Genomic DNA, 25,832 nt, shown 5'->3' with positions numbered 1-25,832 from the left:
CCGCTGCCTCACTCCATGGTGTTGCAGTCCACAAAAATATTCAATCCGCGGTTGACGCGGTCGTTTGCAAATTCCTTCAGCAGCAGGCTCACCCGCTCCCGGGCGGACCGGTCGTTCCGCCCCACCAGCACGCAGCGGTAGCGGTAGCGGTTGTTCACCTTCACCACCGGCGCCGGAGCGGGACCCAGCACCTCCGGCGGGTCGGCGCCCTCCTCCGGAAAGAGCTGGCGCAGCCGCTGGCGCACTCCCGCCGCCCCCCGCAGCACGTGCCCCTCCTCCCCGCCGGAGACGGTGAAGGTGAAGAGGTCCGCGAAGGGGGGATACCGCCGCAGCTGCCGCAGGCGGATCTCACTGTCGTAAAAGCCCTGGTAGTCCTGCCGGGCGGCGCACTGGATGACGTCGCTGCCCGGGGTGTAGGTCTGGATGACGGCCCGGCCCGTCTTCTCTCCCCGTCCCGCCCGGCCCACCACCTGAGTCAGCAGACTGAAAGTCCGCTCGGCGGCCCGGTAGTTGTCCAGGTACAAGGAGAGATCGGCGGAGAGGACCCCCACCAACGTCACGTTTTCAAAATCCAGCCCCTTGGCCACCATCTGGGTGCCCAGGAGGATGGGGATGCGCTCCTGCTCAAACCGGGCGAGCAGGGCCTCGTGACCGCCGGAGGCGGTGTCCGCGTCCATCCGGAGGATGCCCGTCTCGGGAAACAGCTCCCGCAGCTCCTCCTCCACCCGCTGGGTGCCGGCGCCCACGTGCTTCATGATGCCGCCGCAAACCGGACACCGCTCCCAGGCCCGCTGGGAGTGGCCGCAGTAGTGGCACATCAGCCGCCCGTTGGCGGAGTGGTAGGTCAGCGCCACGCTGCACCGGGGGCACTCCGGCACATGGCCGCACTCGCCGCACAGCAGCATCCGGCTGCTGCCCCGGCGATTCAAAAACAGAATGCTCTGCTCCCCCCGCCGGAGGTTCTCCTCCAGCTCCTGGCGGAGGACGGCGCCCACCAGCCCCGGGTTTCCCGCCCGGATTTCCTGGCGCAGGTCCGCCACCAGCACCCGGGGCATGGCCTGGGCATTGTAGCGCCGCCGCAGCAGCGCCCGGTGGTAGATGCCCTGCTCCGCCGCCCAGGCGGTCTCCACCGCGGGGGTGGCGGAGCCCAGGACCAGCGTGGCCTTGTCCCGGGCGCAGAGGTACTTGGCGATGTCCCGGGTGTGGTAGCGGGGCGGGTTTTCCGACTGGTAGCTGCTCTCCTGCTCCTCGTCCAGAATCACCAGTCCAAGCCGATCCAGCGGGGCGAACACGGCGGAGCGGGTGCCCAGTACCACCTGGACCTCTCCCCGGCGGATGCGCTTCCACTGGTCGTAGCGCTCCGTCAGCCGCAGGCCGCTGTGAAGCATGGCCGCCCGGCTGCCGAAATAAGAGGAAAACAGCCGCATCATCTGCGGCGTCAGCACGATCTCCGGCACCAGGACCATGGCCTGCTTCCCCTGGTTCAGTATTTCCTGAACCAGCCGAAGATAGACCTGGGTCTTTCCACTGCCGGTGACTCCCTGGAGCAATACCGCCTCCGGCGTGGGCCGCCGGGTGAGGTCCAGGATCTGCCCAAAGGCCGCCTGCTGCTCCTCATTCAGGAGAATCGGCGGCCCCGGCTCCACCGGCTTGGGCGGAGGCAGCCGCAGCGCCTCCTCCTCAGAAAAGGACACGAGTCCCCGCTTCTCCATGGCCCGCAGGGTCTGCATGGAGGCCCCGGTGAAATAGCACACCTCCGCCGCGGAGAGCCGCCCGGCGGAGGAGAGCAGCCGCACCACCTCGTAGCGCTGGGGGGCGGAGCGGCGCTTCGCCTCCGTCAGGGCCAGGGCCTCCTCGGCGTCCATGGCCAGCTCCGCCATGCGGCGCTTCTTGTCCGTCAGTTTCCGCTTGGCGGCGGTGTCCTCCCGGACCAGGCCCGCCTGCCGCATGGCCTTCAAAACGCCCTCTGTCTCCGGTCCGCAGGCGGCGCGGAGGGCCTCCAGCCCGGCGGTGCCCCCCGCCGCCCGCAGCGCCTCCGCCACCGCCCCGGCGCCCCGGACGGCGGCAAGGCGGTCCTCGTCCGCATCCGGCGCCAGGGTCCAGAGGGTTTGGAAGCGGTACCACAGCCCCGCGGGCAGGATGGTCTTCACCGCCTCGAAGAGGGTGCAGAAATACCGCTGGCGCATCCACAGGGCCAGGGCGATGCCCCGGCCGTCCAGCACCGGCTCCTCGTCCAGCACGGCGCACAGGGGCTTGAGCCCCGGCAGCTGGTCGCCGTCCCCGGCGGCCAGGACCATGCCCTCCGAGAGCCGGTTGCCCCGGCCAAAGGGCACCGTCACCCGCACGCCGGGCACCGCCGCCGCACGCAGCGCCGGGGGCACCAGATAGTCGTAGGGCTTATCAATGGAATAGGGCGCGGCGCTGACCGCGACTTTTACAATCCAAGCGGTCTCCATGCCTCGCCCCTCCTTCAGCGGTCCTTACTCGTTGATCTCCTCGACGGTCAAATCCATGGTCCGGGCGTCCAGCTTGCCCTCCGCCACCTCGTGGATGGCCAGGGTCACGGGTTTTTCATCCAGGTGGAACTCCTCCATCTCGGCGGTCTCGGCGATCTGGCGGGCCCGGCGGGCCACCACGTTCACCAGCATATAACGGTTGGGGACATAGCTTGTCAGCTTGTTCATCGCGGGATACAGCATCATAATAATCAACTTCCTATCCGCCGTCTTCGGCTCAATCTTGATGGACCGGCGCTTCACCGGCCGCTGATGATCTCCATGCGCTCCTTGGGCTTGCAGTGCTCCGCCGTCATGATGGCGTCCAGCTCCCGCACCGCGTTCTCCACGGTGTCGTTGATGACGAAGTAATCGTAGGTGTGGGCGGTCTGAAATTCCACCTTGGCCCGGAGGAGGCGCTTTTGAATCTTCTCCTGGCTGTCGGTGCCCCGCTCCGTCAGCCGCCGCTCCAGCTCCGCCCAGCTGGGGGGGGCGATGAAGATGCGCACCACGTCGGGCCGCTTGCCGGTGACCTGAATGGCCCCCTGCACCTCGATGTCCAAAATCACGTCCTTGCCTTGGTTCATGGCGGTGTCCACATACTTTTTGGGGGTGCCGTAGAAGTTGCCCACATACTCCGCGTACTCCAGGAACTCGTCGTTGACGATCCACTTGCGGAAGGTGTCCACATCCAGGAAATGGTAGTGGACGCCGTTCTCCTCCCCGGGACGGGGATCCCGGGTGGTGGCGGAGACGGAGAAATAGACGTTGCCCCGCTTTTCCAGCAGGGCGCTGAGCACCGTGCTCTTTCCGACCCCGGAGGGGCCGGAGATGATGAAGGTCTTCCCTCTTCTCATGGCTGTTCGCTCTCCTCTGTACGTTCATGGGCCGCCCGCCCGCCGAACTTCTCCGGCGGCAGGGCCGACAGGATGACATGGTCGCTGTCCATGATGAAGATGGACGCGGTCTTGCGGCCATAGGTGGCGTCAATCAGCATGCCCCGCTCCCGGGTCTCCTGAATCATGCGCTTGATGGGGGCGGAATCCGGGCTGACGATGGCCACCAGCCGCTCCTGGCTGACCAGATTTCCAAAACCGATATTGATGAGATTCATGGCTCACTCCACATTCTGGACCTGCTCCCGCATCTTCTCCACCTCGGCCTTCAGCCCCACCACCACCTGGGCGATGGAGACGTCGCTGCACTTGGAGCCGATGGTGTTGGACTCCCGGTTGACCTCCTGGATGAGGAAGTCCATCTTCCGCCCCATGGGCGCGTCGGAGCGCAGCATGGCGCGCAGCTGGGAGACGTGGCTGCGCAGGCGGACGGTCTCCTCGTCCACGGCCACCTTGTCGGCGTAGACGGCGGCCTCCATCAGGATGCGCTGGGGGTCGATGGCGGTGCTCTGCAGCACCTCCTGCATCCGGGCCGTCAGCTTCTTGCGGTACTCCGCCACCGTCTCCGGGGACCGGGCCTCCACCTGAGCGGTGTAGTCCTCGATGGCGGTGAGGCGGCCTGCGATGTCCTCCGCCAGCTTCTCCCCCTCCACGGCCCGCATGGCGTTATAGGCCGCCAGGGCCTCGTCCAGCACAGCGCAGAGGTCCGCGGTGACGGTCTCCAAATCCTCCTCCGCCTTGGTGACGGTGAGGACGTCCGGGAAGCGGGCCAGGACCTCCGGCGTCAGCCGGTAGGCGGCGGGGCCGCAGAACTCCGCCAGCTCATTCAGGGCGGCGGCGTACTGGGCCGCCAGCTCCCGGTTGACGCGGACCTGCTCCACGTCGGCGGCGGTGGCGTCCACCGTGATATAGACGTCCACCTTTCCCCGGGAGATGGCCGCCTGGACCCGCTGCTTCACCGCATCCTCGGCGAAGACGTACATCCGGGGCATTTTCACGGTGCAGTCCAGGTAGCGGTTGTTGACGGAGCGGACCTCCACGGTGATGTCCCGCTGGCCCCGCAGCTCCCTCGCCCGGCCGTAGCCGGTCATGCTCTTAATCATGGCATTCCCTCTCCTTCCGTCCCCGCTCCGCCGGGAAATCCCGGCCCCGCAGGGACGTTTGACCTTCCAACTCTTTCAAAAAACGGCGGACGGTACCCCGCCGCCCCCTCAGCAGCAGAGGAAATACCCGCCGCCGTTGCACAGGGAGTACAGACAGCACAGCGTCAGGCAGGGGTTGCCCCCGCACAGATCCGTGCCGAAGGCCCCGCCGCCGGGGCGGTAGGCCGTCTGGGTGCCCCGCTCCATGAACTCCAGGGCCTGGCGGTACTCCCCGTTGCCCGGGTCCATCTGGCAGGCCGTCTGGTAGTAGCGCTTGGCCTCGTCTAGCCAGCCCCGGCGGTAGCACACCGCCCCCCGCAGGAAGTTCCACTCCGCGTTGTGGTCGCTGTAGTTGGCCAGCAGCGCCTCCGCCCGGCTGAGGTCGCCGGAGTTGATGGCGATGCGGACCTGCTGGAGCACGGAGGACCCGGAGGCGCCGCCGTAGGAGCGGTACTGGCCGTAGGGCCGGTACGCGCCGCCGCCCGGATAGGCGGAGCCGGAGGCGCCGCCCTGGCCGCCGCCGCTGCGGGCCTTGGTGATCTGCTCGTAGGCGGCGTTGATCTCCTTCATCTTCTCCTGGGCGAGGTCGGCCAGGGGGTTGTCATGGTAGTTGTCGGGATGGTACTTCCTGGCAAGCTCCCGGTAAGCCCGTTTCACTTCTTCGTCTGTTGCGGTCTCCGGTACGCCCAGGACCTGATAGGGATCGTTCATGCGGTTTCCTCACTCTTGTGTTTCTTTCTCTCCCCAGCCCGCTGGAGGGAATGGAAGGTCCCGTCCAGCACCGCCCTGCCCACGTGGAAGAGGCCGGTGTAGAAGGTCGCCTCCAGGATCGGCGTCCAGACGCCGAAGTCCCAGAGCTCGTAGGCGGTGGCCATCATGTGGATGGAGTGGTCCAGCGTGGCGGTGAAGGCCAGGCGGCTCTCCGCCGTCCACGCCCCATCCGTCAGGCCGAAGCGCAGCGCCACAGGGTTGTAAGCGCCGGAGACGGCGTCCTCCCGCAGATCGTCCGCCGCGTCCACCAGATACACCCACCGGCCCAGGTGGTAGAGAAGCTGCTCCAGCACCCGCCGCCGCACCGGGTCCCCGATCTCCCCGGCGGCGGCCCCCAGCAGCGACGCAAAGGCGTCCGCCGCCCGGTCCATGGACGGGCACCGCTCCGCCTCCAGCTCCGCCAGCAGCCGCAGCTGGCGCCGGGTGCCCTCGTCAAAGGCGGGCCGGGCCGCCGCGGCCTTCCGGTAGGCGGACTCCAGCACGGCGGAGAGGCCCCGGTATTTCAATCCGTGGAGCCAGTCGTGGTCCGCAACCCCGTCCCGCAGCTGCCAATAGGCCAAAATCACGCTCTCGTCCGCCGCCAGGGCCAGGGCCTCGTCCGTTTCCAGATAGTCTCGCCGCCGCAGGGGACTTGCAAAGCACCGCTCGCGCCGGAGGGCGCCCTCCTCCCTGCCGGTGAGGAGAATGGCCAGATACGTGAAATCGTAATTCAGGATGAACCGGGCCGCGGCGCCGTACCGCCGGCCCAGGGTGTGGCACAGCCCGCAGTACATCCGGCGGAACCGCTCCGTCTCCGCTTCCGCCAAAGCGCCCATGGGGGGCCGCACATACCCGTACATCCGCCCCTCAGAACAGCCGGACGATGGTGAAGGACAGCCCGCCCCGGGCCCGCAGCCGCCGGTCATAGGCCACCGCCGCGGCGATGCCGGCCGCAAAGCCGGCCACCGCCACGAAGTACTGTACCCCCACGCGGGCGGTGAGCAGGGCCGTCACCAGATAGCCCAGCAAAAACAGCACCACCGGCGTCAGATACACCAGCGCCACAATGCGCAGCATCTTCTTGGTATCGCTCTCCACCACCACCTTCTGACCCGGGCGGGCGTCGATGGGGTTGGCGGCCTTGGCGTGCACCGCCGCGCCGGTGACGCCGCAGCCGGCGCACTCCTCGCAGTCGTGGCCGCAGGCGGACTTCCGGGGGACGGAGATCTCCGCATACCGGGCGTCTAAAATTCGTTCAACCGTTGCAATCTGGGTCATGTTTTCTCTCCTGTGTCATTCCGCCGGAACGTCTCCCGGCTCTGCGGTCCCCGGGTCCGGGGGCTCCGGCTCCCCGGAGTCCCGAATGGTGACCTGAATCTCATACGTGCCGGAAATCCCCACGTCCCCGCCAAAGGTGCTCTCAATGACGGCGGGCACGGTGTAGGTGCCGAGGGCGGCGCCGTAGCCGCTCAAATCCGCCACCACGGTCAAGTCCGCGCCGGTGACGGCGGACACGTCCGCTGTGGTGCCGAAGAGGCTGACGGTCATCTCCGATGTGAGGATGTCCACCGCCCGGCCCTCCGGCAAATTCTCATACCGGAAGCGGTCCGTGACCACCTGTCCGGCGGCCATGTCCCGGAAGGAAATCTGCAGCGTGGCCCGGGTGACGCCGCTGAGGTTTTGGCAGCCCTCGGGGACGGTGATGGGATAGAAATAGGTGCCGGTGCCCTTCTTTTGCAGCGCCAGCAGGTCGAAGCTGTCCAGCGTGATGCTCTCCACGTCCCGGAGCTGCTTGGCGTCGCCGGAGACGGTGATGGTCTCGGGGCTGATGGTGTAGCTCACGTTCCGCTCCCGGGCGCCGGGGGCGTCGGCGAAGTCCATCCGCAGCCGCAGCTCCTTGGTGACGAACACCGGGAGGGTGGCCTGGATGGTGTCCGTCTCCGGACGGATGCCGGCGGAGGGCAGCTCGTTGTCCTGCTCGTCGTAGAACCGGATGGGCAGGTCCTGGACCACGGTCTCCTCGGCGTCGGTGCCGATGTCGAAGATGACCTTGGCGTAGCTCACGGGGTCGATGTCCTCCATCTGTCCCTCGATGTCCAGTTCGGTCCTGGACAATTGGACCTGACCGGCGGAGAAGCCCTCGGCCACGTTGCCCGAGAGCTCGCAGCGCACCTCCACGGTGCGGCTGTACAGCTCGCTGACGTTCACCGTGGCGCTGTAGATGCTGGCGTCCTTCCGGGTGATGGCGTCGTTCATAAATTTTCGGTCCAGATAGGTCACCTTGTAGCCCACGCTCTGGACCCCCGCGGCCTCCACGTTGTTCAAATCCACATAGACCCGGATATCGGACCGGTCCAGATTGGAGATCAGCCACCGGGTGCCCTCCAGGGTCAGGTCGATGGTGGCGTCGGTGCCCTCCTCCAGCAGCATCAGCCCCCGGTCCGTCAGGCTGCTCTCGCCGGTGTACTCAATGGGGATGTCCGTGATGGTGCGCTCCACCAGGCGGGGGGTGCCGTTGTTGCTGGTCATGTCCACAAAGAGCCAGATGGCGCAGGCCACCAGAACGGACAGCGCGATATAAAACGCCTTCCGCCGGCCCATCTTCTCACCGTTCATCGTCCGCACCTCCGCTCTTCTTGGTGCGCAGCAGATTCAGCAGCGGGAATCTCTGCTTGTCCTCCCCGTCCTCTTCCTGGGGCAGCAGCTCGTTGCGCAGCAGGTTCTCCAGGGTCTCCGGCTTCAAATGGCGCTTGAGCATGCCGCCGATGGCCACAGAGATGGAGCCGGTCTCCTCGGAGACGATGACCACCACCGCGTCGGAGTTCTCGCTCATGCCGATGCCCGCCCGGTGGCGCATCCCCAGGTCCCGGGAGAGGTTCACGTTCTTGCTCAAAGGCAGCATGCACCCGGCGCCCAGCACCCGCCCCCGGCGGATGATGACGGCGCCGTCGTGCATGGGGGCCTTCACAAAGAAGATGTTCTTCAAAAGCTCGCTGGAGACGGCGGCGTCCAGCACCGTGCCGCTGCGCACCATGTCGTCCAGCAGAATCTCCCGCTCGAAGACGATGAGGGCGCCGGTGCGGGTCTGGGACATCTCCGTGCAGGCCAGCACCGTCTGGCCGATGGTCTGCTCCAGCGGGTTGGCCGTCTCCGCGTGGGTGAAAAAGGCGATGAAGCGGCGGCTGCCCATCTGCTCCAGTACCCGCCGGATTTCCGGCTGGAACAGGATGATGAGGGCCAGCACGCCCCACTCCACCATTTTGCTCATAATATAGTTGATGCCGTTCAGGTGGAACGCGGAGGACAGCACCAGCGCCGCCAAAAAGACGAACAGGCCCTTGAGGAGGCTGGCGGCCTTTGTGCTCTGCACCAGGATGAACACCTTGTACATGACAAAGGCCAGAATGGCGATGTCCAACACGTCCGTCACCTGGATGGTCAGCAGATACCGGCCGAGGACGGCGGGCAGTTCCGCGATGACGGCGGTCAGCTCCGCAATGTTCAGTTTCATTTCGACGTCATCATCCCTTTCAGGCCATGAATAAATAGATTATATAAAATCTGCCAGTAGATTGCAAGGTTATCCGGGGGAAAATTCACGGACTGTTCAGAAACACAGGGATGATCAGCGGATCAGGTCCTCCACGGCGGCCAGAAGGCCCTGGACCTCCTCCGAGGTGTTGAAGTCGGAAAAGCTGAGGCGGACGGTGCCGGTGTCCAGGGTTCCGGCGCTGCGGTGGGCCAGGGGCGCGCAGTGGAGCCCCGCCCGCACGGCGATGTCCCGCTCCGCCAGGGCAGCGGCCACCGCCTCCACGTCCATGCCCTCTGCGGTGAAGGACACCACCCCCGCCTGGGACCGCAGCCCCGGCATGGCGTACACCCGCAGGCCCGGCATGCTCCGCAGGCCGTCCGCCGCCAGCAGGGCCAGCTCCCGCTCGCCCCGGCAGATGGCGGCCTCTCCCCGGCTGCGGACGTACCGCACCCCCGCCAGGAGTCCGGCGATGCCGGGCATGTTGTGGGTGCCCGCCTCCAGCCGGTCCGGCAGAAAGTCCGGCATCTCCTGGCGGATGGAGAGGCTGCCGGTGCCCCCCTCCAGCAGCGTTTTGGGCCGGACGCCCTCCCCGCACAGCAGCACGCCGGTGCCCTGGGGGCCGTAGAGCCCCTTGTGCCCCGGCATGGCAATATAGGCCGCCCCCAGGGCGGTCATGTTCAGCGGCAGCGTCCCCGCGGACTGGGAGGCGTCCACAATCAGGGGCACGCCCCGCTTCCGGCACAGCGCCGCGATCTCCTCCACCGGCTGGACGAAGCCGAAGACGTTGGACACGTGGCTGCAAATCACCGCGTCGGTGCCGGGGACGATGTGGCGGTCAAAGGCCGCAGCGGAGGCCTGGGGCTGAAACAGCGGCGCCTCCGCCACGACGGTCTCCGCCCCCAGGGCCGCCAGGGGCCGGGTGACGGCGTTGTGCTCATAGCCGGAGACCACCGCCCGTCCCCCCGGTGGCACCAGGGATTTGACAGCGATGTTCAGCGCGTGGGTGGCGTTGAGGGTGAACACCACCTGCTCCGGGTTACTCAGGCCGAACAGCTCCGCCAGCTCTCCCCGGCAGGCGAAGGCCGTGTCCGCCGCCCGCATGGCGGCATGGTGGCCGCCCCGGCCGGGGGAGCTCATGGTGGCCAGGGCCTCCGCCATGGCGGCCGCCACGGCGGGGGGCTTTTGGAAGGTGGTGGCGGCGCAGTCCAGGTAGATCATAGCCCCACCTCCCGATACGTCCCGCGTTGGTACAAAAATATCTGAACAGGGTCCAGGGCCGCCCTGTGAAGAGCCGTCAGCGCCGGCGTCAGGTCCGCCGCCGCCAGCCGCACGGCGTAGGCGCAGCCCAGGTCCGTCAGGTCCCGGGGCGCCCGAAAAATCTGGCAGCGGATGCCCGCCCGGTCCAGCGCTTTCTGCATCCGCTGGGCAAAGGTGACGGAGCGGGCAAGGATCAAATAGTGCTCCACAAACACTCCTCCTTTCTACCCATCCTATGGAGGCGTGCGGGAAAGGTGCGAAAAAACGAGACGCGCAGATGCGCGTCCCGTTCAGTGTTCCCGCTCCAGCAGCACCACCGCGTGGGCCGCCATGCCGGAGCCGTCCCCGGTGAAGCCCAAGCCCTCCTCCGTGGTGGCCTTCACATTCACCTGCTCCGCCCCGATGCCCAGGGCGGCGGCCAGGTTCTCCCCCATCCGCGTCCGGTAGGGCCCCACCTTGGGCGCCTGGGCCAGGAGCGTGGCGTCGATGTTCACCACGGTGAAGCCCCGCTCCCGGAGGAGCCGCCCCACCTCCTGCAAAAGGGTCAGGCTGGAGATGCCGGCGTAGCGGGGGTCCGTGTCCGGGAAGAGGGCCCCGATGTCCCCCAGCCGGGCCGCCCCGGCCAGGGCGTCCATCACGGCATGGGTCAGCACGTCGGCGTCGGAGTGGCCCAGAAGGCCCCGGTCCCAGGGGATGTCCACGCCCCCCAGAACCAGCCGCCGCCCCTCCGCCAGGCGGTGGACGTCGTAGCCGTGGCCGATGCGCAGCGCCGTCATGCCCGCACCTCCCGGCCCTGCAAAATTGCCTCCGCCGCCACCAGGTCCATGGGGGTGGTGATCTTCAGGTTCTCCTCGTCCCCCTCCACCAGAAACACCACCTTCCCCAGCCGCTCCACGGCGGAGCAGTCGTCGGTGACGGGCAGGTTCTTTTCCAGCGCGTCCTGGAGGGCGGCCTTCAGCAGACTGGCCTCAAAGACCTGGGGGGTCTGGACCGCCCGCAGGGCGGCCCGGTCCAGGGTCTCTGCCACGGCGCCGTCCTCCCGGACGGCCTTGATGGTGTCCTTCACCGGCACGGCGGGGGCCGCCGCGCCGCAGTTGGCGGCGGCGGAGATGGTGCGGTCGATGAGTTCCGGCGTCACCAGGGGGCGGGCGCCGTCCTGCACCGCCAACAGCTCCGTCTCCGGCGGCGCCTCCAGCGCCGCCAGCAGCACCGAGTGGACCCGGCTCTCCCCTCCCCGGACCACCTTCGTGCACTTGGTGATGCCGTACTCCTGGCACAGCCGGGAGATCTCCACCAGATCCTCCTCCCGGCAGGCCACGATGATCTCATCCACCAGCCGGGCCTCCTCCAGCGCCGTCAGCGTCCGCACCAGGACGGGCACCCCGTCCAAGAGCTCCATCAGCTTGTTCACGCCGCCCATGCGGCTGGAGCTGCCCGCGGCCGCCACCAGAGCGGCGCAGTAGGGCCGCTGGGACGAGCGCAGTTTCTTAAACCATGAAAACATCTCTCACTCTCCCTCACGATACGGGCAACTGCATCATGGCCCGATCCACCCGGGCCTCCACCTCGCCGTATTCCGCGTGTTCCGTCAATACAATCTCGGATATTAAAATCTGCTTGGCGTTGTGGAGCATCTTCCGCTCCCCGGTGGACAGCCCCCGGTGGTGCTCCCGGTGCATCAGGGCCTTGATGACCCGGGCCACCTCATAGAGGTTGCCGCTCTTCAGCCGCAGCATATTCTCCTGATACCGCTTGTTCCAATTGGTGTTGACTTCCACCGTCAGCTCCGGAATGGAGGAGAGCAGCGCCTCCGCCTCCTCCGGGGAGATGATGTCCCGCACGCCGATGGCGCTGCTGCTGGCCACCGGAATCTTCAAGAGCAGGCCTCCTGCGGGCACCTTAAAGACATAGTACTCCTGGGTGGCTCCCGCCACCCGCTCCTGAACGATGCTGTCAATGACGCCGGCGCCGTGCATGGGATGCACGACAAGATCGCCGATCCTGAACATGGCAAGCCCTTTTCCTTTCCGGTCCGTGCGGTGACTGGTCCCCGCCTCACACTGGTATCACACAAATACACATTTGTACAATTATCATTATAGGCGGTCATCCAGAGATTTACAAGCGGTTTTTCGGAAAATTTGGAACCTTTTTTCCTAAAATACCGGAAAAAATGGCGGACAGCACCCGCTGTCCGCCAAAATTGCGAGAGGTAAGACCTTATCTCTTGTTGGAACGGCGCCAAATGCCCATCTTCTCCGCCGCGGCGATCAGCTCCTCCCGGAACTGGGGATGGGCCAGGGAGATCAGGCCCTCCGCCCGCTCCCAGGAGGACTTGCCCTTGGCGTTGAACTTGCCGTACTCCGTCACCAGCCAGTGGAGGTTGGTGCGGGTGGCGGTGACCACACTGCCCTCCAGCAGGGTGGGGCGGATGCGGGAGTGGAGCTGGCCGGTCTTCTTGTCCTTCACCGTGGCGGAGCAGCAGATGAAGCTCTTGCCCCCCTTGGCCAGGTACGCACCCAGCACGAAGTCCTGCTGGCCGCCGGCGCCGGAGATGTGGTGGGTACCGGAGGACTCGGAGGACACCTGACCATAGAGGTCGATGTCCACCGCGCCGTTGATGGAGACGAAGTTCTCAATCTGGGACACCCGGGCGATGTCGTTGACATAGCTCACCGGCGCCGCCATGCAGGCCGGGTTGTTGTTCAGGAAGTCGTAGAGCTTCTGGGACCCCGCCGCGAAGGCGTAGGTCTGGCGGTAGCGGTCGAAGGGCTTGCAGGCGCCGGTGATCTTCCCGGCGGCGGACATGTCCACGAAGGCGTCCACGTACATCTCCGTGTGAACGCCCAGGTCCTTCAGATCGCTCTCGGCGATCATCTTGCCGATGGTGTTGGGCATGGAGCCGATACCCAGCTGCAAGCAGGCGCCGTTGGGAATCTCCGGCACCACCAGGTTGGCCACCGCCAAATCCACCTCGGAGGGCTCGCCGGAGCCGCCCAGGGTCTCCATGGGGGGATTCTCCCCCTCCACCACCATGGCCACGTCGCTGATGTGGACGCAGTTCTCAAAGCCGCCCAGGCACACGGGCATGTTCCGGTTGACCTCTACGATGACGGTCTTGGCGCACTCGCACACCGCCTTGAGGTGGGAACCGCCGGGGCCGAAGTTGAAATAGCCGTGCTCGTCCATGGGGGCCACCTGGAACATGGCCACGTCCAAGGTCTTGATGCAGTTGCGGTAGTAGCCGGGCAGCTCGGAGTAGCGCAGGGGGATGTAGTAGGCGATGCCCTCGCCGATGGCCTTGCGCTCAATGCCGCTCATATGCCAGGAGTTCCAGGTGAAGTGGTCCGCGGCGTTGGGAATGTCGAAAATAGCGGGCCGGCGGGTCAGGATGCCGCCCCGGATGTTCACGTCCGTCAGCTCTTCCCCCCGCTTGGCCAGGGCGCGGTCCAGGGCGTTGGCCGTGCAGACGCTCCAGCCGTAGTCCAGCCACATGCCGGAGCGGACGGCCTTCACCGCCTCGTCGGCGGAGGTCAGTTTCTGCTGGTATTCTTCCCGATAGCTCATATTGCTTCCTCCCATAGTCGTTTTCTATTGTCTGATGTCTCGGCCGCCGTCATACTTCTTGCGGTCAGTATAGCAGGTCCGCCGGGGAAATGCAATCGAAAGCGTGAAAAAAATCACAAGAAATCTCTCAAAAAGAGGCAGACCGCAGGGGCCTGCCTCTTTTCAAACTCGGAAGGGGGATTACTCCTCGTCGCCGTACTCCCCATCGCCGTAGCCCTCGTCGCCGGAGACCAGCAACGCACGGATGGACAGGGAGATCTTCTTCTTCTCCTCGTCGACGGCGGTGATCTTGGCGTCCACCACCTGGCCCTCGGACAGGACGTCCTCCGGCTTCTCGATGCGGCGGTCCGCGATCTGGGAGATGTGGATCAGGCCGTCCACGCCGGGCACCACCTCGGCAAAGGCGCCGAAGCTCATCAGCTTCACCACCCGCACGGAGGCCACGTCGCCCACGCCGTACTTGTCCATGAACACATCCCAGGGATCGATGCTGCGGTCCTTCACGCCCAGGGAGATCTTGTGCTTCTCGGGATCAAAGCCGATGACATAGACCTCCAGGGTGTCGCCCACCTTGCAGACCTCGGAGGGGGTCTTGATGCGGCTCCAGCTCAGCTCGGAGATATGTACCATGCCGTCCACGCCGCCGATGTCCACAAACACGCCGTAGGAGGTCATGGACTTCACGGTGCCGGTGTAGTGCTTGCCCACCTCGATGGAGGACCAGACCTGCTCCTGGGCGGCCTTGCGGGCCTCGTCGCTGACGGAGCGGATGGAGCCCACCACCCGGCGGCGGGCGCGGTTCACCTCGGTAATGCGCAGCTGGACCTTCTGCTTGACCATGGCGGAGAGATCGGCGCCCCGGGGCTGGCCGCTCTGAGACGCGGGGACGAACACCCGCACGCCCTTGACGGACACCACGATGCCGCCCTTGTTCTCCTCGGTGACGACACCCTCCAGCACAGTCTTATCCTCCACGGCCTGCTCGATGTTCTCCCAGACCTTGATGGAATCCAGACGCTTCTTGGACAGCTCGGCGTAGCCCTCCACGTCGTTGACGCGGACCACCACCGTCTCAATCTCGTCGTTCACATGAACCAGATCTTCGGCCTTCACGCTGGGGTCGTCGGTCAGCTCGCTGAGCTTGATATAAGCGGCCTGCTTGGCGCCCACGTCTACCTGGACCTCAGTGGGGGTGATGGCGGTGACAATGCCGGTCACCCGTTCTCCATTATTTAAAGTTTTGAAAGACTGATTCAGTAATTCCTCAAAGGATTCTTCCTGGCTCTCGGCCGCCTTGATTTCTTCGCTCATCGTTGCATATACCTCCTTAATGATGCCCGCAGGAGTGGAGGCGCCGGCCGTAAGACCCGCAACAGAGCAACCATCGAAAAAATCCGGCGAGAGCTCGTCCGCGCCTTCAATCTGAAACACGCGTGGGCATCTCTTCAAGCAAATTTCCGTCAAATGTTTGGTGTTGGCGCTTTTACGGTCTCCCACCACAACCATCACGTCCACGTTGGCGGCGATTTCTGCCGCCTCCGCCTGGCGTTTATGCGTAGCATTGCATATTGTATCAAATATTTCTACGTTTGTACACTCTTTTTTTAGGATTTTCCAAGATGTTTCAAAAAGTTCACGAATGCAGGTGGTCTGCGCCACCACCGTCAGCGGCGTCTCCCAGTCCGTATCCCCCCTGTCCAGCCACTGCCGGACCGCCTCCGGCCCCTCAAACACCAGGGGATGGGCGCACCAGCTGGCCACGCCCACCACCTCCGGGTGGTTGGGCTCGCCGATGATGACGCTCCGGCGCCCCGCCCGCTCCGCCTGGGCCACCAGCTTTTGAATCCGGCAGACGTTGGGGCAGGTGGCGTTGACGCAGCGGACGCCCTTCCCCTCCAACTCCTCCAGCACGCTCTTCAGCTCTCCGTGGGACCGGATCACCACCGTATCCCCCCGGCCCAGGACCTCGGGCCCGGCGGCCTTCTCCACGCCCCGCTCTTCCAGCGAGCGGACCACGTGGGCGTTGTGGATCAGGTCCCCCAGCATCCAGCAGCGGCCCTGCTCTGCGGCGGTCCGCTCCGCCGTCTCCACCGCCCGGCGGACGCCGTAGCAAAACCCGGCGCTCTCCGCCAGAATCACTCTTCCCGGCACAGCGGCGTCCCCCCCACGGCCTGGCCCCCCAGGGCGTAGGCGGCCTCCAGAATGTCGTCCGCGATCTTCTGCATCTCCTCCGCCGTGCCGTGGCGGCCGGTGTACACCGGCTGGTAGGGCTTGCCGAAGATGATGCGGGTCCGGTGGAAGAGCCTCTTCTCCCCGTCCACGAACACCGGCACCATGATGGCCCCGGTCCGGACGCCGATCATGGCCACGCCGCCCTTGGCGTGGGCGGGTAGGCCGTCTACGCAGCCCACGCCGTTGCGGACCACCGTCCCCTCGGGGAAGACCAGCAGGTTATCCCCCGCCTTGATGGACTGGATGGCGGTTTTCACGGACTGGATGTCGTTGCTGCCCCGGCTGACGGGGAAGGCGCCCACCCGGTGGAGCAACCATCCCAGCAGCGGATAGCGGAACAGCTCCTCCTTCGCCATAATGTGGAGCCGGTAGTTCACCGGCAGCCGCAGGGCCACCAGGATGGGGTCCCAGTTGCTGGCGTGGTTGGGGCACAGCAGCACGCCGCTGCGGGGCAGGTCCTCCATGCCCTCCACCGTGGTGGGGTGGAGGATGGCGGAGACGAAGCCCACCAGATAGTAGATGAAGACAAACAGTGGATTGAAGGGTCTCATGGCTCAATTCTCTCCTTGATGATGCGCAGAAGAGCCTCCTCGCTCTCCTGGAAATTCAGGTCCGTGGTGTCCAGCAGCACGGCGTCCTCCGCCTGGCGCAGGGGGGCCGCCGCCCGGTGGGTGTCGTTCCAGTCCCGCTCCTGGATGTCCCGCAGGATGGTCTCGCAGGGCTGGGGCGTCCCCCGCTCCTCCAGCTCCCGGCAGCGGCGCCGGGCCCGCTCCTCCGGCGAGGCGGTGAGGAACACCTTCACGTCCGCCTCCGGCAGCACCACGGTGCCGATGTCCCGTCCGTCCATCACCACGCTGTTCGCCGCGGCCAGCCGCCGCTGCATCTCCAGGAGGTATGCCCGAACGCCGGGGTAGGCCGACACGGCGGAGGCGCAGCGGGACACCTCCGGCAGCCGGATCTCCGCCGTCACGTCCCGGCCGTTGAGGTGCATGTGCTGCAAACCGTCCCCGCCGTAGCTCAGCTCCACCCGGAGTGCCGGCAGCGACGCCAGCACCGCCGCCTCGTCCTGGGGGTCGATGCCCTGCTCCCGGACGTGGAGGCCGATGGTGCGGTAGATGGCGCCGGTATCCACATAGAGATAGCCGAGCTTGGCGGCCGCGCTCCGGGCCAGAGTGCTCTTTCCGGCCCCGGAGGGGCCGTCGATGGCAATGCTGATGGGCTTCATAGGGTCTCTCTCTCCTTCTCCGCCGCCTCCGCCGCGGCCTGCCCCGCCGCCCGGCCCGTGGCCCAGGCGATCTGGAGGTTGAAGCCGCCGGTGTAGGCGTCCGTGTCGATGATTTCGCCCGCAAAGTATAATCCCTTTACAAGCTTGGATTCCATAGTGGTTGGGTTGATCTCCCCAATGCGCACGCCCCCGGAGGTCACAATGGCGTCCGTCACCGGCCGCGGCCCCGCCACCGGGATGGGAAAGTGCTTCAAAAGCCGCAGCAGCTCCCGCCGCTGCTCCCGGGTGAGGGCGTGGACCTTCTGGTGGGGCGGGATGGCCGACAGCTCCACCAGCACCGGGATCAGCTTCTGGGGCAGCAGGTCGTCCAGGGCGTTGCAGAAGTCGTGGTTGGCGTACTTCTCAAAGTCGGACAGCAGCCGCCGGTCCAGGGCCGTCTCCTCCATGGCGGGCTTGAGGTCGATCTCCAGCCGGTAGGTCTTTTTGTCGAAGTGGCGCATATGGGCGGAGGCGGACAGCACCAGCGGGCCGCTAACGCCGAAATGGGTGAACAGCAGCTCCCCGAAGTCCGTGTAAATCCGCTTCTCATTTTCAAACACCGTCAGCGCCACGTTCCGCAGGCTCAGCCCCTGCATCCGGGCGCACAGGTTTCCCCGCTCCCGCAGGGGCACCAGGGAGCCCTGGAGGGGCGTCACCGTGTGGCCCAGGGATGCCGCCATGCGGTGGCCCTCGCCGGTGGAGCCGGTGGCGGGATAGCTGACGCCGCCGGTGGCCAGAATCACGGCCGCGGCGGGATAGCGCCCCCGCTCCCCCGCCACGGCCCGGACGGCGCCCTCCGCCGTCTCCACCTCCGCCGCCCGGTCCCGGACCAGCCGCACCCGCAGCGCCTTCAGCCGCCGCTCCAGGGCGGCGCTGATGTCGAAGGAGCGGTCGCTGACGGGAAAGACCCGGCTGCCCCGCTCCGTCTTCAGCGGGACCCCCAGGGCTTCAAAAAACGCCATGGCGTCCCGCCCGTCAAACCGGGAGAAGGCGCTGTACAAAAACTTGCCGTTGCGGGGGACGTTGGCAAGCAGCGTCTCCCGGTCGGCGTTGTTGGTCACGTTGCAGCGGCCCTTGCCGGTGATGTTCAGCTTTTTGCCCAGCCGCTCATTGGGCTCCAGCAGCGTGACGGCGGCGCTCCGCTCGGCGGCGGCGATGGCGGCCATCATGCCGGCGGCCCCGCCGCCGATTACAACGATTTCGTTACTCATCATCCATCTTTCCGAACACGCCGTACTCGTTCCAGATGTCCTCCAGCTCCGCGAAGGTGGAGGACACGTCCGTGCCCATCCGGGCGGCCAGGGCCACCAGCAGCGCGTTCATCAGCGACAGCGGCGCCACCATGGAGTCCACGAAGGAGATCATCTCGCAAGGGGCCAGCAGCGCCGCGTCGGACATCTGGTACACGGGGGAGAGCTCGTTGTCCGTGACGGCAATGATGGAAGCCCCCCTGGCCCGGGCGAATTTGACGGTGTTCATGGTTACTTGGGAGTACCGGGGGAAGCTGATGGCGATCACCACATCCTCCGGCCCGATGCGGAATAGCTGCTCGAAAATCTCGCCCGCGGCGGTGGACTGGACCAGCGTCACGTTTTCAAACAGCAGGTGCATGTAAAAATTCAAATAGCCCGCCACGAAGGTGGAGGACCGGACGCCCAGGATATAGATATGGCGGGCGTTCTGGATGCGGTCCACCACGTCGTCGAACTGCTTGCGGTCGGCGCCAACGGCCACCTCCCGCAGCTTCTCCATGTCGGAGTGGAGCACGGCGCCCAGCACGTCCTGCCGGTCGTACAGCTCCCCCGCCGCCTTGATCCGCTGGGTGGAGGTGAGGCGGCTGCGGATCATCTCCTGCAGCGCCCGCTGCATGCTGGGATAGCCGTCGTAGCCCAGCTCCGAGGCGAAGCGGACCACGGTGGACTCGCTGACGCCCACCAGCTTGCCCAGCTTGCTGGCGGTCATGAAGGCGGCCTTGTCGTAGTGCTCCAGAATGTACGTTCCAATGCGCTTCTGGCCCTTGGAAAAGCCGCCCATGCTGCTCTCGATGCTATGTAAGATACTCTTTGCCACGGTTGATTCCTCCGTGTGTTCCGTCCTCGGAGCGCCCGCCGGGGCGGAACGCATCCTGCCGTATTGGAATGCGTACTGAACAACGCCGAAAGCTCTGTTCAAGTGCAGGTTTTTTCCGCGAATACAGAAAAAACCTCTGCGCTCCACAGGCGGCTTTTGAAAAGCCGCCTGTAGTACACATTGAAGCAATGGCGCAACTCCATAAAAGCGGCTGAAAACGGCCGCCTTGATGGAGTTGCGCGGCATCGCCGCGCGATTCAGCCGCGAAGCGGTTGAGTCAGCAGTCATTATTGTAACACAAAAAGCCGCTGATTCAAACAGCTTTTTGCAGGAATTTTTGTAAAGCTTGCAAAAAGCGCGCGGCTCCCGGCCACGCGCCCTCTACGCCTGCTTCAGCACCGCTACCTCTTCCGCCGTCAGATACCGCCACTCCCCCGGGGCCAGGTCTCCCAGCTCCAGGGTGTGCTCCCGCACCCGCCGCAGCCGCAGCACCATCAGGCCGCAGGCGGCGCACATCCGGCGGATCTGCCGGTTTTTCCCCTGGTGGATGGTGACGGACAGCTCCGCCGTCTCCCCGGACTGCCGCAGCAGCGCCACCCGGGCGGGATGAATGGCCTCCCCCTCCAGCTCCGTCAGGGCGGACAGCCGCTCCGCCGCCCCCTGCACCGCGCCCCGGACGGACACCAGGTAGGTCTTCTCCACCTCCCCGCTGGGATGCAGGAGGCGCTGCATCAGTGCCCCGTCGTTGGTCATCACCAGCAGGCCTTCGGAGTCCAGGTCCAGCCGCCCCACGGGATACACCCGGGCGCCGCACCCCGCCGTCAGCTCCGCCACGGTCCGCCGTCCCCGCTCGTCGGAGAGGGTGGTGACATAGCCCCGGGGCTTGTTCAAAAGGAGATACACCGGGGCCTCCCGGCCCTCCAGCGGCACGCCGTCCACCAGAATCCGGTCCCGCTCCGGGTCCGCCCGCTGGCCCAGCCGGGCGGTCTCGCCGTTGACGCATACCCGTCCGGCGGTGATGTACCCCTCCGCCGCCCGGCGGGAACAGATCCCGGCGGCGGAGAGCAGTTTTTGCAGCCGCTCTTCCATAGCTTCCTCTCCCTAGGACGAAAGTCCCTCTTTCAGCACCGCCAGGGCGCTCTCCACCGCCGGCAGCACCGTCTCGCCGCACAGCAGGCCCACCCGGCCCACCTCCGCGCCGCCCACGGTGAACACCGCCTCCCCCACCCGGGTTCCCAGGAGCACCGGCGCCGTCAGCGGCGCATCCAGCTCCACCCGGGTCTCCAGGGTCTCCCCCTGGGCCAGGGGCCAGGCAAAGCCCTCCGCCGCCACCAGGGGCACCGAGGCGCTCATGCCGCCGGCCACCGCCGCCCGCCGGACCACCTGGCCCAGCACCGCCCCCCGCTGGGCGGGATAGGCGGCGAAGCCGTAGTCATAGAGGCTCTGGTGGTCCGCCCAGTCGTTGCCATCCTGGAGGGTCACCGCCACCAGGCGCTGGCCGCCCCGCTCCGCGCAGCTGACCAGGGTCCGTCCGGCGGCCCGGGTGTATCCGGTCTTCAGGCCGATGCACCCCTCCTCCATGGCGAGGAGCTTGTTGTGGTTGGTCATGGTGCGGCCGCCGATGGTGACGGTGCGGGTGGAGGCGATGCGCACCAGCGTCTCGTTGTCCACCGCCGTCCGGGCCAGGCACGCCATGTCCCGGGCGGTGGAGTAGTGGTTCTCATCGTCCAGCCCGTTGGGATTGGCGAAGGAGGAGTGCTCCATGCCGATCTCCCGGGCGGTGTCGTTCATCATCTTCACAAAGCCCGCCTGGCTGCCGCCCACATGGTCCGCGATGGCCACAGCGGCGTCGTTGCCGGAGCACAGCAGCAGGCCGTAGAGCAGCGTCTCCAGGGTGAGCTGCTCCCCCTCCTTCAAATACATGGAGGAGCCCTCCGTCAGCGCCGCCTCCCGCTTCACCGTCACCACGTCGGAGAGGTCCCCCTCCCGGATGGCCACCAGGGCCGTCAGGATCTTGGTGGTGCTGGCAATGAGCATCCGGGCGTCGGCATTCTGCTCATAGAGCACCCGGCCGCTGTCCACGTCCACCAGAATGGCGGACGCGGCGGAGGTCCCCACCGCCTTCGCCTGACAAGGGAACAGACTGAACAGCACAAGCGCCGCCGCGAAAAAACAGCGGAATCCTTTGGACAAATCCCATCACCTCGTTTGTTCACAGTGATGGTAGTATACCCTTGTCACTCGAATTCTTTTGCTTCCTTTTTGTCGAAATATTTTTCCACTTTATCCATGATATCCGGCACCATCTCCACCACCCGGTCCAGGGTGGACACCGGCGGCACCGCCACCGGCAGCACCCGGGTGGCGCCGTCCTTGATGACCAGGAAGGCCACCGGATCGATTTTCACCCCGGCGGCGCTGCCGCCGCCGAAATTCTCCTGAGGGGCCTTGCCGTAGTCCCCGCCGCCGCCGCCAAAGCCGAAGCTGACCTTGGAGATGGGGATCAGGGTCACGCCGTCCGGCGTGGTGATGGGCTGGCCCACGATGGTGTTGGTGTCCACCATCTCCCGCACCTTGTCCATTGCAGTGCGCATCATGTCGTTCAGCTGGTTTTTCTTGTCCATAGAGCCCTCCATGTCGTCCTCCGTTCTTTCTCACGCAGCCCTGCCGCTAGGCGTCTGGGCCGGCGGCATCTTCTTTTGCTGTTTTTGCAGGCGTAAAAACCACCTCAGCGCGGGGAGGCCCACGCCCGCCGCCACGCCCAGCAGCGTCCCGATGGGAAGGGACACGCCCACGGTGCCCTCCAGCACCGTGTCCGGCCGGTCAAAGTCGAGGCCGGTGTGGATGTACGGGTCCGGAATTACCAGCAGCCGCTCCAGCACCGGCATCCCGGTCCAGACGGCGGCCTGGAGCCTGCCGTACAGCACCGCCCCCGCCGCCGGATCCCCGGCGGCGCCCACCGTCACCGAGAGGCGGAAGGGGCGAACCCGGATGGCCCGCCGGGTCCTCTCCAGGGCCCGCCGCAGCGGCGGCCACAGGGCCTTTACCGCGTCCGCCACCGTCTGGGCGTCCACCTTGGGCAGCACCCGGCCGGCGGCCTCAGCGGTCTCCTCCGCCTCCGCGGCGGTCGTTTCGGCGGCGGCCTTCGGCGTCTCCCCGGCGGGCAGAAGCCGGATGCGGAAGGGACCCAGGCACAAATCCACGGTCAGATTCCCCGGCGCAGCGGAGAGGCGGACGCCCACCCGGGCCCGCAGCAGCACAACCACCAGGGCCGCCACCGCCGCCAGTACCCACCAGATCACCGCCGATCCCCTCCCTTCCTGTCTTTTAAGCCCTCACTCCTCCGCGGGAAAGCCGGCGGTCTCCGGCGTGTCGGCGCCGGTGATCTCCGCCCCCTCCGCCGGGTCCACGATCCGCCCCTCCTCGTCCAGCCGCATCTGGCCCTCGCCGCCCAGGTCCGGCATCTCCGGCAGGTCCTCCAGGCTGGTGAGGTGGAAGGCCCGGAGGAACTGCTTGGTGGTCCGGTACAGGTGGGGCCTGCCCGGCACCTGGAGCCGCCCGCACTCCTCAATGAGCTTCCGCTCCTGGAGCAGGCCCATGGTGTAGGCGCTGTCCACCCCCCGAATCTGGTCCACGTAGGCCCGGGTGGTGGGCTGGTAATAGGCGATGATGGTGAGGACCTCCAGCGCGGGCTGGCTGAGCTTGGCGGGCTTGCGGATTTCAAAGGCCCTGCGGATGATGTCCGCGTAGTCCGGCGAGGAGCACAGCTGCCAGCCGTCCTCAATGTGCAGCAGCCGGATGCCCCGGCGCTCATAGGCGTAGTAGTCCATCAGCTTTTGCAGCACCTGCTCCACCGTGGGCCGGTCCATATCCAGGGCCACGCAGATACGGTCCACCTGGACCGGCTCCCCCGAGGCGAACAGGATGCCCTCGATGGCGGATTCGATCTCTTTCATCTCCATGGGTTCCACGGTTGATTCTCCTTCAGTGATAAATAACGGCGAGTATCAGGCAAAAGAGGAACAGCGCCCCCATCAGCAGCAGGCCGCCTATTTTCCCGGATGTTCGGTACTCGACCCATTCAACAATCCATAGTCCACATACAAAAAGCTCCCTGCGATCAAATTCTTCCCCAAGCAGACCGAGTAGCGTGCACCAATGGTCAGAATGCACCGGATCACGGAAGCGGTTTTCATCAGGGACCTCCCAGCTTACAGGTGCAGGTTCTCCGGCGGCTCGCCCTCCTGGCGCACCGTGCAGTCCGTCTCGGACCCGGCCAGGTGCAGCAGATGGGCCCGGCACAGTTCCAGCACCGCCAGGAAGGTGGCCACCACCTCGCTGCGGCTGCGGTTGCCCCGGAACAGCAGCAAAAACCGGGTGATGCCGTGGTCCCGCAGCCGCTGCAAAATCTCCCGGGCCTTGCTCTCCACCGGATAGGGCTCGTGGCGCACGATGTCCCGGAAGGCGGTCTGGGGCGGCGGCAGCACCCGCTCCGCCCGGCTCTGAATCTCCGCCATGGCCAGCACTAGGTCCCCCCGGTCCTGGCTGTACTCGTAGATCTTCCCCCGCTCCATGGGCTCCGGATTCCGGGTGACGATGTTCCGCCCGAACTCCCCCATGGGCCCCAGCCGGGCCGCCATGGCCTTCACCCGGACGTAGTTCTCGTTTCTCCGCCGCTCCTCCAGGGACTGGAGCAGGGCGTCCATCTCGCTCTTGGCCTCCTCGTCCTCGATGGACAGCAGCATCCGGGTCTTGAGGTACACCAGATGGGAGGCCATGGTGACAAACTCGCTGGCCACTTCCAGGTCCATCCGCTGGCGCTGCTCCAGCCAGGTGATGTACTGCCCGCAGATCAGGGAGATGGAGATGTCCTGAATCTCCAGCTTGTTCTTGCCCAGCAAAAACAAAATCAGGTCCAGGGGGCCCTCAAAGTCCTGCATCTCCTCGGACCGGGAGCGGACCACCTTTTCCAGCTTGTATACGGGATTTTCCAAAGGCTCACCTCAATAGAACAGGTTCATCAGGGCGCTGAACACACCGAAGATGGCGTTGCCGATAAAACCGCCCATGACGCCGAAATAGGACAGGGCCAGCAGCACCAGCATGCCGTACCGCTCGTAGTGCATCAAAAGCCCGTAGGCCCGGTCCGGCAGCAGCACCGCCAGCACCTTGGACCCGTCCAGGGGCGGGATGGGGAGCAGGTTGAACAGCCCCAAGCCCACGGACAGCGGCGCCACCGTGTACAGGCAGAAGTCAAAAACGGTCTGCCACAGTGCGCTGTAAGGGGCATAAAGATAGATCACTTTACTGATTCCAATGAACAGCGCCGCCAGCAGCAGGTTGGACACCGGCCCCGCCAGAGCGGTGAGGGCCATGCCCTGCTTGGGCCGCTTGAAGTACCTGGGGTTCACCGGCACGGGCTTTGCCCAGCCGAAGCCCACCGCAAACATCATCGCAAGGCCCAGCCAGTCGATGTGGCGCAGGGGGTTCAGGCTCAGCCGGTGCATGGACTTGGCAGTGGGGTCCCCCAGGGCGTAGGCCGCCAGGCCGTGGCAGGTCTCATGGACCGTCAGGCACAAAAAAATGGCGGCCACCCGCAGGGCGGCGTTCCCCATGGAGGAAAAGTCCAGGGCGTGATACAGATTTTGCAGATGATGCAGCATAGCCTCTCCCGTCATAATAGCCCGAAATATAGATGTATTATACCAAACAGCGCCGCCCAATACAAGGAAAATCCCGCGTTCTCCCGCCCGGGGCGCAAAAAAGGGGAGGCATCCGCCTCTCCTTTTTTGCGCCCCGGGCTCAGACGTTGGGCATCTTAGCCGTGGGCATCATCAGCACCTTGCCGGTGCCCCGGTACACGTTCACCAGGCCCTCGCCGGAGGCGGCGGAGCCGATGAGGCTCTTGCCGGAGCGCTCCACGGTGAAGTCCAGGCTGCCGCTCCAGGCGATGGCGTAGTTGCCGTCGATTTTCAGGACGTCGTTCTGGAGGGTGATCTCTATCAGCTCCTCCTTGGGGCACTCCGACTCGATGCAGAAGACGCCGCTGCCGCTGAGGCTCAGGTTGAACAGCCCCTCCCCGCCGGCCACGGCGGAGGAGAAGTTGGACCGCATGACCGCCTTGTGCTTGAGGCGGGAGTCGCAGGCCAGGAACAGCCCGTCGTCCAGCACCACAGAGCCGTTCCAGTCGGCGGCGTCCAGGAGGATCAGGTGGCGGTATGTAGGCTCCAGAACCAGGATGCCGTCGCCGGTGTACTCCGGCTTGATGGCGGACTCCCCGGTGACCTTGCCCCGGACGGCCTTGCCGAAGAGGTCCCCCACGCCCTTGATGCCGGTGGTGGCGCTGACGTTGCCCAGCATCCACTGCATGGCCCCCGCCTGGATGGTCACCTGGGCCTTGGACAGGTCGCACACCAGCTGGCGCTTGCGCACGTTCATCTCCGCGCAGTAATAAGCGGTGACGGCGGAAGCGGGGGTCACGCTCAAATCCCGCTGGTACTCGATGACGGAGAAGCCCCCCAGTTGGGAGAGGGTTTTGACGTCGTCGTTGTCGGTAAAATTGGAAATCTGGTACATGTGGTTCCTCCTAAAAGTTGGTTTTGATCCGGTTCGCCCTCCCATCATACC

General features: G+C 65.9%; 30 protein-coding genes. 1 reads left to right on the top strand and 29 read right to left on the bottom strand.

Annotated elements, in window-relative coordinates; translation table 11 throughout:
• Positions 1 to 8: 8 nt before the first annotated feature.
• From priA to QZS21_RS00285, 21 genes are all read right to left on the bottom strand, one after another.
• Positions 9 to 2,456 carry a primosomal protein N' gene (priA, locus tag QZS21_RS00385; RefSeq protein ID WP_295578876.1) on the bottom strand — a complete coding sequence of 816 codons (2,448 nt, stop codon included), beginning with the start codon at positions 2,454 to 2,456 and terminating at the stop codon, positions 9 to 11.
• Positions 2,457 to 2,480: 24 nt separating this feature from the next.
• Entirely contained in the window at positions 2,481 to 2,702 is a 222-nt protein-coding gene (gene rpoZ, locus QZS21_RS00380; RefSeq protein ID WP_295578874.1) for a DNA-directed RNA polymerase subunit omega, read from the bottom strand.
• Between the two features lie 53 nt (positions 2,703 to 2,755).
• Complete coding sequence (gene gmk, locus QZS21_RS00375; RefSeq protein WP_295578872.1) at positions 2,756 to 3,352, bottom strand: guanylate kinase; 597 nt, start codon at positions 3,350 to 3,352, stop codon at positions 2,756 to 2,758.
• Positions 3,349 to 3,609, bottom strand: coding sequence for a DUF370 domain-containing protein (locus QZS21_RS00370; protein WP_295578869.1), 261 nt, complete (start codon positions 3,607 to 3,609; stop codon positions 3,349 to 3,351). The genes gmk and QZS21_RS00370 overlap by 4 nt, the downstream gene beginning before the upstream one ends.
• Before the next feature lie 3 nt (positions 3,610 to 3,612).
• Positions 3,613 to 4,494, bottom strand: a complete 882-nt coding sequence (locus tag QZS21_RS00365) for a YicC/YloC family endoribonuclease (RefSeq protein WP_295578867.1) — start codon at positions 4,492 to 4,494, stop codon at positions 3,613 to 3,615.
• 108 nt (positions 4,495 to 4,602) lie between these two features.
• Entirely contained in the window at positions 4,603 to 5,244 is a 642-nt protein-coding gene (locus tag QZS21_RS00360) for a DnaJ domain-containing protein (protein WP_295578865.1), read from the bottom strand.
• Positions 5,241 to 6,143, bottom strand: coding sequence for a DUF5685 family protein (locus QZS21_RS00355; protein WP_295578864.1), 903 nt, complete (start codon positions 6,141 to 6,143; stop codon positions 5,241 to 5,243). Before QZS21_RS00355 ends, QZS21_RS00360 begins: the two co-directional genes overlap by 4 nt.
• Positions 6,144 to 6,150: 7 nt before the next feature.
• Positions 6,151 to 6,561, bottom strand: a complete 411-nt coding sequence (locus QZS21_RS00350; RefSeq protein ID WP_295578861.1) for a SoxR reducing system RseC family protein — start codon at positions 6,559 to 6,561, stop codon at positions 6,151 to 6,153.
• 15 nt (positions 6,562 to 6,576) lie between these two features.
• The gene (locus QZS21_RS00345; protein WP_295578859.1) at positions 6,577 to 7,899 is read right to left on the bottom strand and encodes a YbbR-like domain-containing protein; all 1,323 of its coding nucleotides are present in this window, start codon (positions 7,897 to 7,899) and stop codon (positions 6,577 to 6,579) included.
• Entirely contained in the window at positions 7,889 to 8,794 is a 906-nt protein-coding gene (gene cdaA, locus QZS21_RS00340; RefSeq protein WP_295578856.1) for a diadenylate cyclase CdaA, read from the bottom strand. Before cdaA ends, QZS21_RS00345 begins: the two co-directional genes overlap by 11 nt.
• A 114-nt stretch (positions 8,795 to 8,908) precedes the next feature.
• Complete coding sequence (locus tag QZS21_RS00335; RefSeq protein WP_295578854.1) at positions 8,909 to 10,033, bottom strand: aminotransferase class V-fold PLP-dependent enzyme; 1,125 nt, start codon at positions 10,031 to 10,033, stop codon at positions 8,909 to 8,911.
• Positions 10,030 to 10,281, bottom strand: a complete 252-nt coding sequence (locus tag QZS21_RS00330; RefSeq protein ID WP_295578851.1) for a DUF3343 domain-containing protein — start codon at positions 10,279 to 10,281, stop codon at positions 10,030 to 10,032. The genes QZS21_RS00335 and QZS21_RS00330 overlap by 4 nt, the downstream gene beginning before the upstream one ends.
• An 81-nt stretch (positions 10,282 to 10,362) precedes the next feature.
• Positions 10,363 to 10,848 (bottom strand): 2-C-methyl-D-erythritol 2,4-cyclodiphosphate synthase, encoded by a 486-nt coding sequence (gene ispF, locus QZS21_RS00325; RefSeq protein WP_295578849.1) that lies wholly within the window; start codon positions 10,846 to 10,848, stop codon positions 10,363 to 10,365.
• Positions 10,845 to 11,576, bottom strand: coding sequence for a 2-C-methyl-D-erythritol 4-phosphate cytidylyltransferase (gene ispD / locus QZS21_RS00320; RefSeq protein ID WP_295578846.1), 732 nt, complete (start codon positions 11,574 to 11,576; stop codon positions 10,845 to 10,847). The genes ispF and ispD overlap by 4 nt, the downstream gene beginning before the upstream one ends.
• Before the next feature lie 13 nt (positions 11,577 to 11,589).
• A complete protein-coding gene (locus QZS21_RS00315; RefSeq protein ID WP_295578843.1) occupies positions 11,590 to 12,081 on the bottom strand; it encodes a CarD family transcriptional regulator in 492 nt (163 codons plus the stop codon).
• A gap of 211 nt (positions 12,082 to 12,292) precedes the next feature.
• Positions 12,293 to 13,639: a butyryl-CoA:acetate CoA-transferase gene (locus QZS21_RS00310; protein WP_295578841.1), complete on the bottom strand. Its 1,347-nt coding sequence runs from the start codon at positions 13,637 to 13,639 to the stop codon at positions 12,293 to 12,295.
• Positions 13,640 to 13,819: 180 nt separating this feature from the next.
• Entirely contained in the window at positions 13,820 to 15,790 is a 1,971-nt protein-coding gene (locus QZS21_RS00305; RefSeq protein WP_295578839.1) for a bifunctional 4-hydroxy-3-methylbut-2-enyl diphosphate reductase/30S ribosomal protein S1, read from the bottom strand.
• Positions 15,775 to 16,422 carry a 1-acyl-sn-glycerol-3-phosphate acyltransferase gene (locus tag QZS21_RS00300; RefSeq protein ID WP_295578837.1) on the bottom strand — a complete coding sequence of 216 codons (648 nt, stop codon included), beginning with the start codon at positions 16,420 to 16,422 and terminating at the stop codon, positions 15,775 to 15,777. The genes QZS21_RS00305 and QZS21_RS00300 overlap by 16 nt, the downstream gene beginning before the upstream one ends.
• On the bottom strand, positions 16,419 to 17,096 hold the full coding sequence (gene cmk, locus QZS21_RS00295; RefSeq protein WP_295578835.1) for a (d)CMP kinase: 678 nt from the start codon (positions 17,094 to 17,096) through the stop codon (positions 16,419 to 16,421). The genes QZS21_RS00300 and cmk overlap by 4 nt, the downstream gene beginning before the upstream one ends.
• Positions 17,093 to 18,346, bottom strand: coding sequence for an NAD(P)/FAD-dependent oxidoreductase (locus QZS21_RS00290; RefSeq protein WP_295579051.1), 1,254 nt, complete (start codon positions 18,344 to 18,346; stop codon positions 17,093 to 17,095). Before QZS21_RS00290 ends, cmk begins: the two co-directional genes overlap by 4 nt.
• Positions 18,339 to 19,205, bottom strand: a complete 867-nt coding sequence (locus QZS21_RS00285; protein ID WP_295578833.1) for a MurR/RpiR family transcriptional regulator — start codon at positions 19,203 to 19,205, stop codon at positions 18,339 to 18,341. The genes QZS21_RS00290 and QZS21_RS00285 overlap by 8 nt, the downstream gene beginning before the upstream one ends.
• Before the next feature lie 68 nt (positions 19,206 to 19,273).
• On the opposite strand from QZS21_RS00285, the gene QZS21_RS00280 reads away from it, so the two are divergent.
• Positions 19,274 to 19,420: a hypothetical protein gene (locus QZS21_RS00280; protein WP_295578831.1), complete on the top strand. Its 147-nt coding sequence runs from the start codon at positions 19,274 to 19,276 to the stop codon at positions 19,418 to 19,420.
• Positions 19,421 to 19,586: 166 nt separating this feature from the next.
• Here the strand turns inward: QZS21_RS00280 and QZS21_RS00275 are convergent, their stop codons facing one another.
• From QZS21_RS00275 to QZS21_RS00240, 8 genes are all read right to left on the bottom strand, one after another.
• A complete protein-coding gene (locus QZS21_RS00275) occupies positions 19,587 to 20,294 on the bottom strand; it encodes a pseudouridine synthase (RefSeq protein ID WP_295578828.1) in 708 nt (235 codons plus the stop codon).
• Between the two features lie 12 nt (positions 20,295 to 20,306).
• Positions 20,307 to 21,359: a D-alanyl-D-alanine carboxypeptidase family protein gene (locus tag QZS21_RS00270; RefSeq protein ID WP_295578826.1), complete on the bottom strand. Its 1,053-nt coding sequence runs from the start codon at positions 21,357 to 21,359 to the stop codon at positions 20,307 to 20,309.
• Positions 21,360 to 21,442: 83 nt separating this feature from the next.
• Positions 21,443 to 21,829, bottom strand: a complete 387-nt coding sequence (gene ytfJ / locus QZS21_RS00265) for a GerW family sporulation protein (protein WP_295578824.1) — start codon at positions 21,827 to 21,829, stop codon at positions 21,443 to 21,445.
• Between the two features lie 30 nt (positions 21,830 to 21,859).
• On the bottom strand, positions 21,860 to 22,507 hold the full coding sequence (locus tag QZS21_RS00260; RefSeq protein ID WP_295578821.1) for a hypothetical protein: 648 nt from the start codon (positions 22,505 to 22,507) through the stop codon (positions 21,860 to 21,862).
• Between the two features lie 33 nt (positions 22,508 to 22,540).
• Positions 22,541 to 23,167, bottom strand: a complete 627-nt coding sequence (scpB, locus tag QZS21_RS00255) for an SMC-Scp complex subunit ScpB (RefSeq protein ID WP_295579049.1) — start codon at positions 23,165 to 23,167, stop codon at positions 22,541 to 22,543.
• Between the two features lie 249 nt (positions 23,168 to 23,416).
• Positions 23,417 to 24,199, bottom strand: coding sequence for a ScpA family protein (locus tag QZS21_RS00250; RefSeq protein ID WP_295578819.1), 783 nt, complete (start codon positions 24,197 to 24,199; stop codon positions 23,417 to 23,419).
• Positions 24,200 to 24,208: 9 nt separating this feature from the next.
• On the bottom strand, positions 24,209 to 24,868 hold the full coding sequence (locus QZS21_RS00245; protein ID WP_295578817.1) for a site-2 protease family protein: 660 nt from the start codon (positions 24,866 to 24,868) through the stop codon (positions 24,209 to 24,211).
• 139 nt (positions 24,869 to 25,007) lie between these two features.
• On the bottom strand, positions 25,008 to 25,781 hold the full coding sequence (locus QZS21_RS00240; protein WP_295578815.1) for an AIM24 family protein: 774 nt from the start codon (positions 25,779 to 25,781) through the stop codon (positions 25,008 to 25,010).
• Positions 25,782 to 25,832: the final 51 nt, after the last annotated feature.

It is taken from the genome of uncultured Oscillibacter sp. (genome assembly GCF_900544955.1).
GTDB lineage: Bacteria > Bacillota > Clostridia > Oscillospirales > Oscillospiraceae > Oscillibacter.
Note: the sequence above shows the minus strand (reverse complement) of the source record. Positions and strands in the feature narration are given on the sequence as shown.